General features: G+C 69.7%; 12 protein-coding genes. 6 read left to right on the forward strand and 6 right to left on the reverse strand.

Going from position 1 to position 13,040, the window contains the following annotated elements; translation table 11 throughout:
* Positions 1–41: 41 nt before the first annotated feature.
* The 4 genes from E1181_RS03015 to E1181_RS03025 all read left to right on the forward strand — a co-directional run bounded on the left by E1181_RS03015 (position 42) and on the right by E1181_RS03025 (position 3,462).
* The gene (locus E1181_RS03015) at positions 42–1,019 is read left to right on the forward strand and encodes an ABC transporter substrate-binding protein (protein ID WP_132672327.1); all 978 of its coding nucleotides are present in this window, start codon (positions 42–44) and stop codon (positions 1,017–1,019) included.
* A 136-nt stretch (positions 1,020–1,155) separates the two neighbouring features.
* Positions 1,156–1,332, forward strand: coding sequence for a hypothetical protein (locus tag E1181_RS31275; RefSeq protein WP_165944508.1), 177 nt, complete (start codon positions 1,156–1,158; stop codon positions 1,330–1,332).
* A 196-nt stretch (positions 1,333–1,528) separates the two neighbouring features.
* Positions 1,529–1,945, forward strand: coding sequence for a TipAS antibiotic-recognition domain-containing protein (locus E1181_RS03020; protein WP_132672328.1), 417 nt, complete (start codon positions 1,529–1,531; stop codon positions 1,943–1,945).
* A gap of 164 nt (positions 1,946–2,109) precedes the next feature.
* Positions 2,110–3,462, forward strand: coding sequence for a DNA polymerase IV (locus E1181_RS03025; RefSeq protein WP_132672329.1), 1,353 nt, complete (start codon positions 2,110–2,112; stop codon positions 3,460–3,462).
* Here E1181_RS03025 and E1181_RS03030 read toward each other — a convergent pair.
* The 3 genes from E1181_RS03030 to E1181_RS03040 all read right to left on the reverse strand — a co-directional run bounded on the left by E1181_RS03030 (position 3,435) and on the right by E1181_RS03040 (position 6,670).
* Complete coding sequence (locus E1181_RS03030; RefSeq protein WP_132672330.1) at positions 3,435–4,166, reverse strand: hypothetical protein; 732 nt, start codon at positions 4,164–4,166, stop codon at positions 3,435–3,437. The two genes, E1181_RS03025 and E1181_RS03030, sit on opposite strands and share 28 nt — an antisense overlap.
* A gap of 89 nt (positions 4,167–4,255) precedes the next feature.
* The gene (locus E1181_RS03035) at positions 4,256–5,443 is read right to left on the reverse strand and encodes an acetyl-CoA C-acetyltransferase (protein WP_132672331.1); all 1,188 of its coding nucleotides are present in this window, start codon (positions 5,441–5,443) and stop codon (positions 4,256–4,258) included.
* A gap of 222 nt (positions 5,444–5,665) precedes the next feature.
* On the reverse strand, positions 5,666–6,670 hold the full coding sequence (locus tag E1181_RS03040) for a hypothetical protein (protein WP_132672332.1): 1,005 nt from the start codon (positions 6,668–6,670) through the stop codon (positions 5,666–5,668).
* Between the two features lie 132 nt (positions 6,671–6,802).
* On the opposite strand from E1181_RS03040, the gene mce reads away from it, so the two are divergent.
* Positions 6,803–7,252: a methylmalonyl-CoA epimerase gene (gene mce / locus E1181_RS03045; RefSeq protein WP_132672333.1), complete on the forward strand. Its 450-nt coding sequence runs from the start codon at positions 6,803–6,805 to the stop codon at positions 7,250–7,252.
* Positions 7,253–7,354: 102 nt separating this feature from the next.
* Here mce and E1181_RS03050 read toward each other — a convergent pair whose 3' ends face one another.
* The 3 genes from E1181_RS03050 to E1181_RS03060 all read right to left on the reverse strand — a co-directional run bounded on the left by E1181_RS03050 (position 7,355) and on the right by E1181_RS03060 (position 11,038).
* Positions 7,355–9,658 carry a penicillin acylase family protein gene (locus E1181_RS03050; protein ID WP_132672334.1) on the reverse strand — a complete coding sequence of 768 codons (2,304 nt, stop codon included), beginning with the start codon at positions 9,656–9,658 and terminating at the stop codon, positions 7,355–7,357.
* Between the two features lie 150 nt (positions 9,659–9,808).
* Entirely contained in the window at positions 9,809–10,450 is a 642-nt protein-coding gene (locus tag E1181_RS03055) for a TetR/AcrR family transcriptional regulator (RefSeq protein WP_132672335.1), read from the reverse strand.
* Between the two features lie 204 nt (positions 10,451–10,654).
* Complete coding sequence (locus tag E1181_RS03060; RefSeq protein ID WP_408009082.1) at positions 10,655–11,038, reverse strand: SPW repeat domain-containing protein; 384 nt, start codon at positions 11,036–11,038, stop codon at positions 10,655–10,657.
* A gap of 176 nt (positions 11,039–11,214) precedes the next feature.
* Here E1181_RS03060 and E1181_RS03065 point away from each other — a divergent pair, with 176 nt between their 5' ends.
* Positions 11,215–12,774: a coiled-coil domain-containing protein gene (locus E1181_RS03065; protein ID WP_132672336.1), complete on the forward strand. Its 1,560-nt coding sequence runs from the start codon at positions 11,215–11,217 to the stop codon at positions 12,772–12,774.
* Positions 12,775–13,040 lie beyond the last annotated feature (266 nt).

A 13,040-nucleotide genomic window follows, 5' to 3' on the forward strand; every position in this document is an offset into this window, starting at 1 on the left:
CCAAGCCTTTTTCAACACAGAGTCGTGTGGAGGTTGTTTCGATGAGAACGCACAAGGGGCTGTTGGCGCTCGGCGCCGCGGCGCTGCTGCTGGCCGGTTGCGGTTCCGGGCAGATCGGTGGCACCGGCGGGCAGACCGACCCGAACAACAAGAATCTCGCGCTGATCACCGGTCAGCGCGGCGAGCCGTTCTACGTCTCCATCGAATGCGCGGCGCAGCAGGAAGCCGCGGCGCAGGGTTATCAGCTCAACGTGCAGGCTCCGGAGAAGTTCGAGCAGGCGGAGCAGTCGCAGATCCTCGGCGGCATCGTCGCCAGCAAGCCGGGCTCGGTGATCATCGCCCCGACCGACGACAAGGCCCTTGCCGCGCCGCTGCAGCAGGCGAAGGGCAACGGCATCCAGGTCGTGGAGGTCGACACCGCGCTGGAGGACCGCTCCATCGCGGTCACGTCGCTGTCCTCGGACAACTACGCCGGTGGGCAGTTGGCGGCGCGGACCCTGGTGCAGCTGCTGGGCGGCAAGCCGGGCTCGGTGCTGGCCCTCAACACCAAGGCGGGCACCTCCACGACGGACGAGCGCGCCAAGGGCTTCGAGGAGGAGATCGCCAAGCACCCGAACCTGAAGCTGCTGCCCACCCAGTACACCGAGAACGAGCCGGCCACGGCCGCGCAGATCGTGTCCTCGACGCTGGCGGCCAACCCGGACCTGGTGGGCGTGTTCGGCACGAACCTCAACACCGGTGAGGGCGCGGGCACGGCGCTGTCCAACGCGGGCAAGTCCGGTCAGGTGCAGCTGGTGGGCTTCGACGCGAGCCCGAAGCAGGTCGACGACCTGCGCAACGGTCGGGTGCAGGCCCTCATCGCCCAGAACCCGGGCAAGATCGGCCAGGAGGGCGTCAAGCGCGCCATCGCGGCGATCAAGGGACAGCCCGTCGAGCGGGAGACGAAGACGGAGATGATCTCCATCACCCGCGACAACCTGGACCAGCAGGCCCAGTACTTCTACAAGTCGCAGTGCTGAACCGTTGATCGGTTGGCGCCCGTCTCGCCCCAGGCGAGGCGGGCACCGGCGTTCCGGCGCCCTCCGCGCGGCCGCGCGCACGGGAACCTTTCGCTCAGCGCTGTGCATCACCGCAGGTCGCGGTTACGGTGGGGTCATGGCCGCAATCGGTGAGATGTTCCCCGGTCGCAAGCTCAAGCACGAGGGCGACCAGGACGGCGTGTCCCGTGACCACGACCCGGGTGGTCCGCTGGACCTGGACCGGGGCGTGGTGTTCCTCGCTCCCCGCGCAACCGCAGCGGAGGAAGAACCGGACGAAGACCGGCCGGAGTGAAGCCCTCACCCGGAGGAATCCGCAGCGCAATCACAGAGTTGTCGCGGATCCGGTAGATCACGCACCGCAGCCAGTCGTCTCCGCTACTGTGCCACGGGCAGTTGACGCATTTCGCTCGAAAGAGTCTTGATGCATCACTGCCCGTTGGTCGTGGCAGAAGGCGCTGTGCGCGCATGATCGAAACAAGGGGGATGCCGTGCAGCCGAACAACCTGTCCGGGAGCGCAGCTCTCGAACAGACCGAGGCCGTCGAGGACGGCACCGCGCTGATCGGAAACCTCACCCCCTCAGGCGCCGGGAACCTCAGCCCGGCGCAGAAGCAAACCGTGGCCCGCAAGATCGGCGAGGACTGGCAGCGCATCAGCTCCACCGTCGCCGAGCTGTTCGCCACCGGCGTGCCCAGCAACGATCCCCGGACCCAGCAGATCGTTCACGAGCACTACCAGTGGCTCGGCCACTTCTGGACGCCCGATCGCGCCTCCTACCTGCGGCTGGCCGAGATGTACGTCAACCAGCCGAAGTTCCGGCACCGCATCGAGCGGCGCAAACCCAAGGGCATGGCTTCCTACCTCCGCGACGCCATGACCACCTACGCCTGGTCCCGCCTGCGCTGAACTCCGCCCGGAAGTGACAGGAAGGTTCCCTCGCACCGGTCCGCGCCGGGCGAGGTGACCGCAGGACGACCTTCGCCTCACCCGCCGGACCAACGGCAACGGAGACGGCGCTCACAACCGCGCCTTCCGCGCCCTTGTCGGCCCGTTCGAGTTCAATGAGTCCCATGAGGTGGGTGCTGCACATGGACATGGACGCGTTCTTCGCGTCCGTGGAGCAGCTCACCCGCCCCACCGTGAGGGGACGTCCGGTGCTGGTCGGCGGGCTCGGGCCGCGCGGCACCGTCGCCGGGGCCAGCTACGAGGCGCGCGAGTACGGGGCGAAATCGGCCATGCCGATGGCCGAAGCCCGCCGCCGCTGCCCGGTGGCCGTGGTCCTGCCACCGCGCTTCCGCGTCTACCAAGCGGTGAGCCGGCACGTGCTGGGCATCGTCCGCGAGGTCTCCGACGTCGTGCAGCAGGTGTCGGTCGACGAGGCGTTCATGGAACCCACCGAGCTCGCCGGTGCTCCCGTTCACCGCGTCGAGGAGTTCGCCGGCGCGCTGCGAGCTCGCGTGCTGCGCGAAGTCGGGGTGGTGGCCTCCATCGGCGCAGGACCGGGCAAGCAGCTCGCGAAGATCGCGTCGGGGCTGGCGAAACCGGACGGGATGCTGGTCGTGCCGCCCGAGGAGCAGCTGGAGCTGCTGTGGGCGCTCCCGGTGCGCAAGATGTGGGGGATCGGGCCGGTCACCGAGTCCAAGCTGCACCGGATCGGAGTCAGCACGATCGGCGAGCTCGCCGCGCTGCACCCGCAGGACGTGACGTCCCTGCTCGGCCAGGCGATCGGCGCCGAGCTGCACCGGCTCGCGCAGGGCGTCGACGACCACCCCGTCGCCGAGCGCGCCGAGGCCAAGCAGGTCAGCGCGGAGACGACCTTCGACCACGACATCACCGACCGCGCGACGCTGCTGACCGAGGTGGTGGGCCAGGCCGAGAACGCCCACCGGCGGCTGGTGTCCTCGGGCCGCGCCGCGCGGACCGTGACGCTCAAGGTCCGAGACTCGGACTTCACCACGATCAGCCGGGCCGAGACGTTCGCCTCGGCCACCAGCGAACTGCACACCCTGGCGGCTGCGGCCCGCCGCCTCCTGCCGATCGCCGTGCCGCCGGGAACACCGGTGCGCCTGGTCGGCGTGTCCTACTCGGGACTGGCCAACTCCGAGCAGGAGTCGCTGTTCGACCACCCCGCCGATCCGGAGGAGAACCCGGAACCCGAGCCGGAGACACCCGAACCGGCCGAGGCCGCGCAGCCGTCGTCACGCCAGTGGCGGGCGGGCGACGACGTCCTGCACGGCGAGCACGGGCACGGCTGGGTGCAGGGCGCCGGGCACGGCCGGGTCACCGTCCGGTTCGAGACGGCCGCGACGGGCCGGGGCGTGGCGCGGACCTTCGCGGTCGACGATCCGCAGCTCAGCACCGGTGACCCGCTCGACAGCCTGGGTCTCGAAGCTGATCAGCCCTGCGGCGGGCGCGGCAGGTGACGCCGGTACTGGCCCACCCACTTCTGCGGCGCGATGTCCTTGACCGCGGCCTCCAGGTCCTTCGGCAGGCGGCTGAACGGCGGCAGGTGGAACCGGTAGCGGTCCGGCGGCAGGCCCTGGACGGTCGGCGGTTCCTCCACCAGCCAGCGCTCCAGCTCGGGGTGCCGGTCCATGAAACCCGCGTCGGCCGGGTAGATCTCCAGCGCGCGGCGGCGTTCCGGGTTCACCGGCCGCTTGTTCTCGATCCACGGCAGTGCGCCGATGCCGACCGCCTTGATCTCGCGCCAGTCGACTCCGACGACCTCACCCATGGTCCGCGCGTAGAAACCGCTGCGGTCGATCAGGAACCCGCGGCCGCGCAGCATCCCGCGCGAACCCATCACGAACCACAGGAACGCCACGCCGAAGACCAACTGCCAGAACCACATGCCCGGGGTGCTGCCGTTGTTGACCAGCGTCGCCGCGATCAGCACGGTGCCCAGGCCGCTGATCCCGCCACCGATCAGCAGCGAGCGGAAGCTCGCGGAGCTGACGTCGATGTCGTGGGCGTCAGCACCCAGCATCGTGGGCGCGGGCGCCCCGCCAGGCGGCGGATGAGGCTCCGCCGCCTGGCGCCCCGAGGTGTATCGAGCGGTGCCGCGCGGGATCGTGCGCGTCGGCTCGCTCCAGTCAGCTCGTTGCCATCCCCCTGGAAGCCACTTCATGCGGTCCAGGGTAGCCACGAACCAGACACTTGATCATGTAGGTGGGCAAATCCCCGGGTACACCTCGGGGATTTGCCAGGGATCCCTGATCAGGCCGAGGGGACCGTGAGCAGCAGGGCGTCGCCCTGCCCGCCGCCACCGCACAGCGCTGCCGCGCCGGTGCCGCCGCCGCGGCGCTTGAGCTCGAGCGAGAGGTGCAGCGCGAGGCGGGCACCGGACATGCCGATCGGGTGGCCCAGCGCGATCGCCCCGCCGTTGACGTTGACCTTCTCCTCGTCGATGCCCAGCTGGCGGGTGGAGACGATGCCGACCGCCGCGAAGGCCTCGTTGATCTCCACCAGGTCGAGCCCGGCGGCGTCCACTCCAGCCTTCTCGCACGCCTTCTTGATCGCGTTCGAGGGCTGCTCGTGCAGGCTCGCATCCGGCCCGGCGACCACGCCGTGCGCGCCGATCTCGGCCAGGTAGTCCAGGCCCAGCTCCTCGGCCTTGGCCTTGCTCATCACCACGACCGCGGCGGCGCCGTCGGAGATCTGCGAGGCCGAGCCCGCGGTGATGGTGCCGTCGGCGGAGAAGGCCGGGCGCAGCTTGCCCAACGTCTCGGTGGTGGTGTTGCCCCGCACGCCCTCGTCGGTGTCGAACACCACCGGGTCGCCCTTGCGCTGCGGGACCTCCACCGGCGCGATCTCCTCGGCGAACGCGCCGGAGTCGATCGCGGCGGCGGCGCGCTGGTGGGAACGAGCGGCGAACGCGTCCTGCTCCTCGCGGGTGATGCTGTAGCGGGAGTTGTACTTCTCCGTCGAGACACCCATCGCGACCTGGTCGAACGCGCAGAACAGCCCGTCGTGGGCCATGTGGTCGAGCATGTTGACGTCGCCGTACTTGAAGCCCTCGCGCGAGCCCGTGAGCAGGTGCGGCGCCTGGGTCATCGACTCCTGGCCACCGGCCACGACGATGTCGAATTCACCTGCTCGGACGAGCTGATCGGCCAGCGCGATCGCGTCGAGCCCGGACAGGCAGACCTTGTTGATGGTCAGCGCGGGCACGTCCATCGGGATGCCGGCGGCGACGGCGGCCTGACGGGCCGGGATCTGCCCGGCTCCGGCGGTCAGCACCTGACCCATGATCGTGTACTGCACCTGGTCGGGTGCGACACCGGCGCGCTCCAGCGCGGCCTTGATGGCGACTCCCCCGAGCTGCGCACCGGAGAAGTCCTTGAGCGAACCGAGCAACCGCCCCATCGGGGTTCGCGCGCCCGCAACGATCACAGAACTACCCACGACTGCCTCCCGGTCATCGTCGACACCACGTCATCGGCCTCGCAGCCCATCATCACCCGCGAAGGCCATCGGGACCATACCCGCGAAGGCCGCGAGCACCGGCTGTGACGACTGCCATAACCAGTGCGGATCGGTGAGCGGAAGGTTCCCGTGCTGCGGTTTCGACCGGGCCGGGGTGGCAGGGAGGTTCCCTTGCTCACACCGGCCCGGCGTCGAGCGGCTTCAGCAGTTGCCGGTGCCGGTGGTGGTGTCGCACAAGGACGATTCCTCGGCCCACGACAGCTCGGTGCGCGCGTTCACGCCCAGTTCCCGGGACGCGGACACGTCGGTGGAGGCACCGGAGTAGCCCTTCAGCCAGTACCGGACCTCGTAGTCGACGCCGCCTTCTTCGTAGGTGAAGGCGTAGAAGGGGGCGGGAACCGGCGCGGGGCCGTAGTCGGGGGCGGTCCAGGCGTCTTCGCCCTGCGCGGCGCTCGGGTCGACGTACAGGCAGTCGTACTCGGCGCCTTCGAAGGTGCACGTGCGCTTCTCGGCACCGCCGTAGCGGTCGACGTCGGCGTCCTTGGTGACTCCGTCGGCCTCCAGCCGCTGGTAGACGTCCTCGCAGGCGCCCGAGTCGCACGCGTGCCAAGGGGTCCACGCGGTCGCGCGGGCCTGGGCCTGGCTGGAACCGCTGTTGATGGCCGAGCAGTACGCGTCGACCATGTGGGGAGCCATCGTCGCGGCGGCGGTGGAGCTGTCGATGGCGGTGGCGGCCGTCTCCTTCGCACCGAGGCCGGCCGAGTCGAGCTGCCAGATGCCGACGCCGGGGTTGAAGAACAGGCCTTCGGCGCGCTGCTCGGGGTCGGCAAGCGAGGTCTGGTCGTCGTAGCGGGACAACGTCATCGGCGACGGCGATGCGCCGGACGGGGACACCTCGGGCCAGGTCGTGGACAACGTCAGGTAGGTGGCCGCGGTGGCGCTGATGCTGCAGTCGGCTTCTCCGGCCGCGGTGGTGGCCGCGGCCTCGACGGCCTCGTAGGGTGCGGCACCGAAGTGCAGCGGGGCGAAGGGAACCACCCAGCCGCGATCCCGGCTCATCCGCTCGGCGTTGGGGTTGGGACCGCCACCGCCGCTGATGGTTCCGTCACCGCCTGCGGCGAGCGCGACGGGCGTGGCCGTGCCGGCGGCGATCCCGAACGCGACCAGGACGACGGCGACCCTGCGAGTTCGTTGCGTCTTGACCATATCTGCCCCTTCCATGTGAATTCGCCACATGCTCGCCTCTGGGACAGATCACTCGACTCCGCCTGTTGGGGCAATTCGAGCCGCCGATTTCGCCGCTTTTCCCATGGTTTCCGCGACGACTACGCTGCGACCATGCGAGCGGAACTGAACGACCTGGTCACGGCAATCGATCACGTGGGCATCGCGGTCCCCGACCTCGACGAGGCCATCGCCTTCCAGCGGGACACCTTCGGCCTGGAAGTCGCCCACTCCGAGGAGAACGCGGAGCAGGGCGTCCGCGAGGCGATGCTGCGCGCACCCGGGGACACCACCGGGGCCACCCAGATCCAGCTGCTCGCACCGCTGCGCGAGGACTCCACCATCGCCAAGTTCCTCGACAAGAACGGCCCGGGCCTGCAGCAACTCGCCTACCGGGTCACCGATGTCGAGGCCGCGATGGAGGCGCTGCGCGCCAAGGGACTGCGCCTGCTCTACGACGAGCCCCGCCGCGGCACCGCCGACAGCCGCATCAACTTCGTGCACCCCAAGGACGCCGGCGGCGTCCTGGTCGAACTGGTCGAACCTGCGCCGCACGGCCACTGACGAGACCGAGCGGCGGGTCCGATGTGGAGCCGCCGCTCGTCACCTCGACGACCGTTGAGCGCATGGGAACCTTTCGCCCACCCCCGGCCGCCTACGGGAGGATCAGGCCGGCACCAGCAGGATTCGGCGTTCGGCGATCTCCGCGACGGCTTCGCGGCTGTAAGCCAAGGGGAAGTAGGTTCCGTCCCGCCAGCTCTCGGCGAGGTCCCGGTAGTGCGGGTCCGACGGGTTGCCGGACTGGCCCGGTGTGTTCACCGCGACCGAGTAGTCCCAGTTGCCGACGTCGAGCACCATCCGGAACGACGGGCCGTTGGTCTGGCGGAAGTCGCTGACGCGGTAGGAGGACTGGTTCACCGTCGCCGACGAACCACCGCGCGGGAACGGTCCTACGTCGAAACGCGCGCGCTGGACCGGGTTGAGCGCGTCGGAGGCCGGGTGCTCGAACAGGCTGTGGTGCAGCCGCCCCCACCGCCAACTCGATTCCCCTCGGCCGAGCAGCTGCTGCACCTGGGCGTAGGCCGCGCGCAGGGTGTCCAGGAGCAGCCGGTCGCGGGCCGCTGCGTCCGGCAGCCAACGACCCGGGTTCTCCAGCTCGGTGAGCATGACCAGGTTGTCGACGGTGTCGATGTGCTCGGCCGCCTTCGGCACCGCGGCGCGCGCGAATCCGGGACCGAGGTGCTTGGACAACCACACCTCGAACAGCGCGGCCGCGTTGGAATCCGCTCCCAGCACGGCGTCCCAGTCGCGCAACATCCGCAACGCGCGCCGCAGATCGGCATCACCGCTGTCCAACCGGGACAGCAGCGGCTGGATCCGCCGAGCGGGAATCGACAGCTGGTCGGTCTGCAGCAGCTCCGAATCCCGGATGGTGTGCTTGCGCTGCCGGGAGAGAACTTCCACGATCCGCTGGTACCGGAACGGGTTGGTCCACTCGTACCCGAGCCCCATCTGCTGGTGCTCCGGCGGGAGGTTGAACTGGTTCGCCGTGGCGATGAAGCCCTCGTCCGGGTTGAACACCCGCGGCAGATCGTCCCCCGAGTAGAAGCCGTCCCACTCGTACCGGCCGTCACCGGGAACCGGGAGCAACCCGTCGTAACCGACCCGCTTGGGCGCCAGGCCACCGGGAACCCACCCGATGTTGCCCTCCACGTCGGCGTAGACCTGGTTCTCGGTCGGGGCGCCCCAGTTCCGCATGGCCTTGGTGAACTCGGTGAAGTTCTCGGCCCGCATGTAGGCGATGCTGCCGAAGTAGGGCGACATCCCGGGTTCCAGCCACGCGGTGCGCACCGCGTAGGCGAGGTTGCGCTTCCGGTCGACGTGGATGACCGGGCCGTGCCGCGTGAAGGTCAGCTCCACCTCGCGGCTGGCCTCACCGCGCACCAGGACCTCTTCGCGCAGCACCGTCATCTCCTCCCAACCGGTGCCGTAGCGGTATCGGCTGGGATCGGCCGGGTCGAGTTGGTAGACGTAGAGATCTTCCTGATCCATCGGGAAGATCGTCAGTCCGAACGCGACCGTGCCGTTGTGCCCGATGGAAATCCCCGGCAAGGCGGGCTCACCGGCTCCGATCACGTCCAGGCCGGGCGCGGACAGGTGCGCGATGTAGCGCAGCGAGGGAGCCGAGTAGGCGCGGTGCGGGTCGTTGGCCAGCAGCGGACGTCCGGTCGCGGTGCGTTCCCCGCTCACCACCCAGTTGTTGCTGCCCTCGGTGGTGGCGTCGCGCGGCACGCGCCGGATGGAGTTCTCCTTGAACTCGACGTCCTGCGTTGCCAGGTCGAAGACCTCGAGCACGTTGGCGGGAAGCGCGCACGGGTCGAACCCGTCCGGGACGACGGTGCGGTGATCGGGTTGCAGCCCTTGGCGGATCAGGTCGGCTTCCAGGCCCGCGGCGCACACGACCCGCGCTCGCTCGACCTCACTCTCCAGGTTGCGGGTCAGGCCGTGGCTGCGGATGCGCACCACGTCAGCCGGATCCCAGCGGGCCGGCCGGTAGCCGAGGATGCCGAACTCCTCGGGCATGCGTTCGGGGTGCGCGTCGAGCCAGTCGAGGTAGGCGTTGATGCCGTGGGCGAACTGGGTGGCGATGTGCTGCGCGTCGTCGGCGTAGCGCGTCCACTCGGCGTCCATGTCGCCTCGGTAGAGGAACAGCCGGGTGGCGCGATCCTGCTCGACGTAGTCGGGGCCGAGGACCTCGGAGAGCAGGCCGAGCCCGCGTCGCCGCCACAGGTCGATCTGGAAGAGACGTTCCCTCGCCGCGTTGAAGCCCTGCGCGAGGAACAGGTCGTCCTCGTTGTCGGCGTAGAGGTGCGGGACCCCGTAGCGGTCCTCGATCAGCTCGACGTTGTCGCTGAGCCCGGTGACCGGATAGGTCGCCGGGTCCGGTGAGGCGTCGACGACCGATGTCATCGCACCTGCTCCCGCGATGCCGAAGCCGGTGGCGAGGAGCCCTTGCCGACGGGATAACCGAACGCGCCCAATGCCCACCCCAACCTCCGCGGTGATCGCCTGCGGGAGTTTCTAGCGCGGCGAACACCGCAGCCACAAGGCCGGGTTCGTTCAGGCGGGTTTCACGGCGCGCGATCCGGCGCCCAGTTCGAGCGCTCTGGCGATGAAGCCGATCTCGCGGTCGAGCTCGTCGTCCTCGGTGCGGTGGCGGGCGACGGAGTGGCGGTGGTTGATCACGCGGGCGAGCAGCACCGCGGCCGCGTCGACGTCACAGCCCGCCAGGGCGGGCGGCAGGGCCAGTTCGATGACCCGGCGGATCTGCTCGACGACCACGCCGAACCGCTGCTGCATGGCCTGCCGCACCGCGTCGTGGGTGTCGGCCTCCCGCCACAGCAGGTGGCTGAGCAGCATCGACGATTCGAGTCGTGCGTCGAGTTCGCCCACCAGGCGTCGCAGACTGCCCGCGACGTCGCCGCGCACGACCAGGCCCTCGGATTCCACTTCCTCTTCGGGAAGCCGCTCCACGAGCGCTGCCAGCAAGTCCTGCTTGCGGCGGAAGTAGTAGTGGATGAGCCCCTTGGGCACCTCGGCGCGTTCGGCGATCCGGGACGTCGGGGTGGCGTTGAAACCGTGCTCGGCGAACAGCTCGCCGGCGGCGGTCAGGATGCGCTCCCTGGCGCTGGTGCCTCGATCGTCATCCGAATCCGAAGTGGACGGGCGTCGACGGGCCTTTTCGCCCAGCTCGTTCGACATCTGCCCGACCTCCTCCTGGCGGGATCAACACTGAGAGCGCGGCCCGGACGTTACCGCCGGGCCGCGCGATTGTCGCAACCGAGCACTGCCCGGTCATCGCCGCTGTCGAACCCGCGCCAATCGGACACGTCGCGGGAGGAGTGCGACCTCCTCATCCCACCCGGGAGGCTCGCGGCGCGCGGGCACTCCAGCGGCTCGACCGGATCAGTGCTGCCCCGCCACGCCGCGGTGCGCCGCGTTGGCTTCGGGCAAGGCCGCCGCACCGACGACCACCGCCAGCACGCCGACGATCCACGAGGTCCACGCCGCGCCCATCATCTCGGAGTAGCCGAGGACCCACGGGGAGATGAAGAGCAGGACGCCCAGCAGCATGTGGCTGTACTCGCTGGTCATCGATCCCGGCATCGCCAGCGACCACACGCTCGCGATCAGCAGCAGCGCACCCAGCACGATCATCGCCGACATCGCGCCACCGTTCGTCGACGTCCACATCGTGCCGAGGATCAGGTAGGCGCCCAAGACCACGCCGACCCAGTCCTGCCAGCGAATCCACGGCTTCGAAGCCGAAGCGCTCGACCGTTCAGCCACGTCGATCACCTCCGTTATGTCCGACTTGACCACTCTATCTTCATCCTTGGTTGGCCAGCCGGTCAAGACAGGCTTTCGCGTTGCCGCGAGAGGGACTTCACCGAGGTGAGCAAAATCCTCCCGAGACCCAGGCGCACCTCCCACAACAACGTCCGCTTCCAGGTAGCTTGGTTGCCATGGGCCTTGCCGACGACCGCGATTTGCTGCCACTGGGATCGGGATTCGATCTTGCTCGTAAGAACGGCTACGACCGTGCCCAGGTCGACGAGCACCTAGAGCGCCTCGACGCCGACATCCGCATCCTCACCTCGGATCGCGATGCCGCGGTGTCGCAGGCCGCCGATCTGTCCAAGCAGCTCGAGTCGGCCCGCTCTGAGATCGAGAGCCTGCGCGGCCAGGTCGACCGGCTGGCCAAGCCGCCGACAACCCTCGAAGGCCTCAGCGAGCGCCTGCAGCGCATGCTCCGCCTGGCCCAGGAGGAGGCCGCCGACATCCGCTCCCGCGCGGAGGCCGACGCCGCGCAGATCCGCTCGCGCTCCGAAGCCGAGGCCGTCAACCTGCGCACCCGCTACGAGCGGCTGATCAGCGAGGTCGACCACCGGCGCAGCGAGATGGAAACCGAGCACCGCTCGCTGATGGACGGCGCCAAGACCGAGGCCGAGCGCATCACCCGCGAAGCCGAGGAGAACCGCAAGCGCGCCGACGAGGAGTCCGAAGCCCACCGCACCCAGGTGGAAGAGGACTTCGAGATCGCGATGTCGGCCCGCCGCACCGAGGCCATGCGGACCCTCGCCGAGCAGGAGGCCACCAGCAAGTCCGAGGCCGAACGCCGCGTCAGGGAAGCCACCGAAGAGGCCAACCGCAGGCTGCGCGAGGGCACCAACGAAGCCCACCGCCGCGTCCAGGAAGCCACCGACCAGGCGAACACCCTGGTCAGCGACGCCACGGCCAAGGCCGAGAAGCTCGAGCGCGAGTCCACCGCGGCCGCCGAGAAGCTCGAACGCGAATCCACCGAGACCGCCAACGCGCGCGAAGCGTCCAGCAAGGAAGCCGCGCAGCGGCGGCTGCAGGAGGCCAAGCAGGAATCGGAACGGCTCGTCCGCGAGGCCAGCGAGAAGTCCGAGCGGATGATCCGCGAGTGCACCGAAGAAGCCACCCGGCGCATCGACGTCGCCACCCGCGAGGCCAAGCGCCTGGTCACCGCCACCCGCGCGGACGCGCAGCGCAGGCTCGGGGCGACCACCGAGGAAGTGCAGCGCCGGCTCGCCCAGGCCGACGAGCACGTGCACTCCCTCACCGAGCTGCGCGACACCGTCGCCAAGAAGCTGCGGGACGCCGCTGAGCTGCTCGGCCAGACCACGCCGCTGCTGGAGCGCCTCGACCTCGAGGACGCCGAGGAGGAGAAGCTGCGCAAGGCCGCCGTGGAGGCCCGCGAGCAGGCGCGCAAGGACGCCGAAGAGGCCATCGCCCGCGACGGTCGCGAAACCGGCGAGGTCCACAACAACAACTCGCGGCCCGCTGAGAAGGCCGTCACCAGCTCGGGGCTGCCCAAGCGCACGCCGGGTCAGGAACGCGGCGGCTCGCAGTCCGCGGACGAGCCGACGGACAAGATCCAGCGCAAGCAGGCCTCGACGGACGAGCCGACCCACCGGATCCAGCTCCCGGTGCCCGGCGAGCAGCAGTCCGAGCAGCGCCCGCAGAACGCCGCCCGGGTGGACGCCAACCAGCAACGCTGATCGCATCGGCACTGGTCAGCAGCCTTCGCGTCATCGTTCACGGGCAGAGGTGTCTCTTTTGACGAGGTCGGCCGCGAGCCGGCGCACCAGGAGAGGACCGATCCAATGGCGGACAGCGACCCAGGCAGGGAGAACGCTCGCGCACGCGGTCAGCGCGACTCGGGCAGGTACTTCCTGCTGCCCAGCGAAACCGCGGAGCGTTTCCGGCGAGACGAGCACGAGCCGGAGACCGCGAAACGCACCACCGACGAGGACACCGGCGGACG

The sequence above is a fragment of the Saccharopolyspora terrae genome (assembly GCF_004348435.1).
GTDB lineage: Bacteria > Actinomycetota > Actinomycetes > Mycobacteriales > Pseudonocardiaceae > Saccharopolyspora > Saccharopolyspora endophytica.

Excerpts from the sequence above, each read along its gene's own strand:
- E1181_RS03015 (WP_132672327.1), top strand. The coding sequence starts at position 42 with ATGAGAACGCACAAGGGGCTGTTGGCGCTCGGCGCCGCGGCGCTGCTG.
- E1181_RS31275 (WP_165944508.1), top strand. The coding sequence starts at position 1,156 with ATGGCCGCAATCGGTGAGATGTTCCCCGGTCGCAAGCTCAAGCACGAG.
- E1181_RS03025 (WP_132672329.1), top strand. The coding sequence starts at position 2,110 with ATGAGGTGGGTGCTGCACATGGACATGGACGCGTTCTTCGCGTCCGTG.
- E1181_RS03030 (WP_132672330.1), bottom strand. The coding sequence starts at position 4,166 with ATGAAGTGGCTTCCAGGGGGATGGCAACGAGCTGACTGGAGCGAGCCG.
- E1181_RS03040 (WP_132672332.1), bottom strand. The coding sequence starts at position 6,670 with ATGGTCAAGACGCAACGAACTCGCAGGGTCGCCGTCGTCCTGGTCGCG.
- mce (WP_132672333.1), top strand. The coding sequence starts at position 6,803 with ATGCGAGCGGAACTGAACGACCTGGTCACGGCAATCGATCACGTGGGC.
- E1181_RS03050 (WP_132672334.1), bottom strand. The coding sequence starts at position 9,658 with ATGACATCGGTCGTCGACGCCTCACCGGACCCGGCGACCTATCCGGTC.
- E1181_RS03055 (WP_132672335.1), bottom strand. The coding sequence starts at position 10,450 with ATGTCGAACGAGCTGGGCGAAAAGGCCCGTCGACGCCCGTCCACTTCG.
- E1181_RS03065 (WP_132672336.1), top strand. The coding sequence starts at position 11,215 with ATGGGCCTTGCCGACGACCGCGATTTGCTGCCACTGGGATCGGGATTC.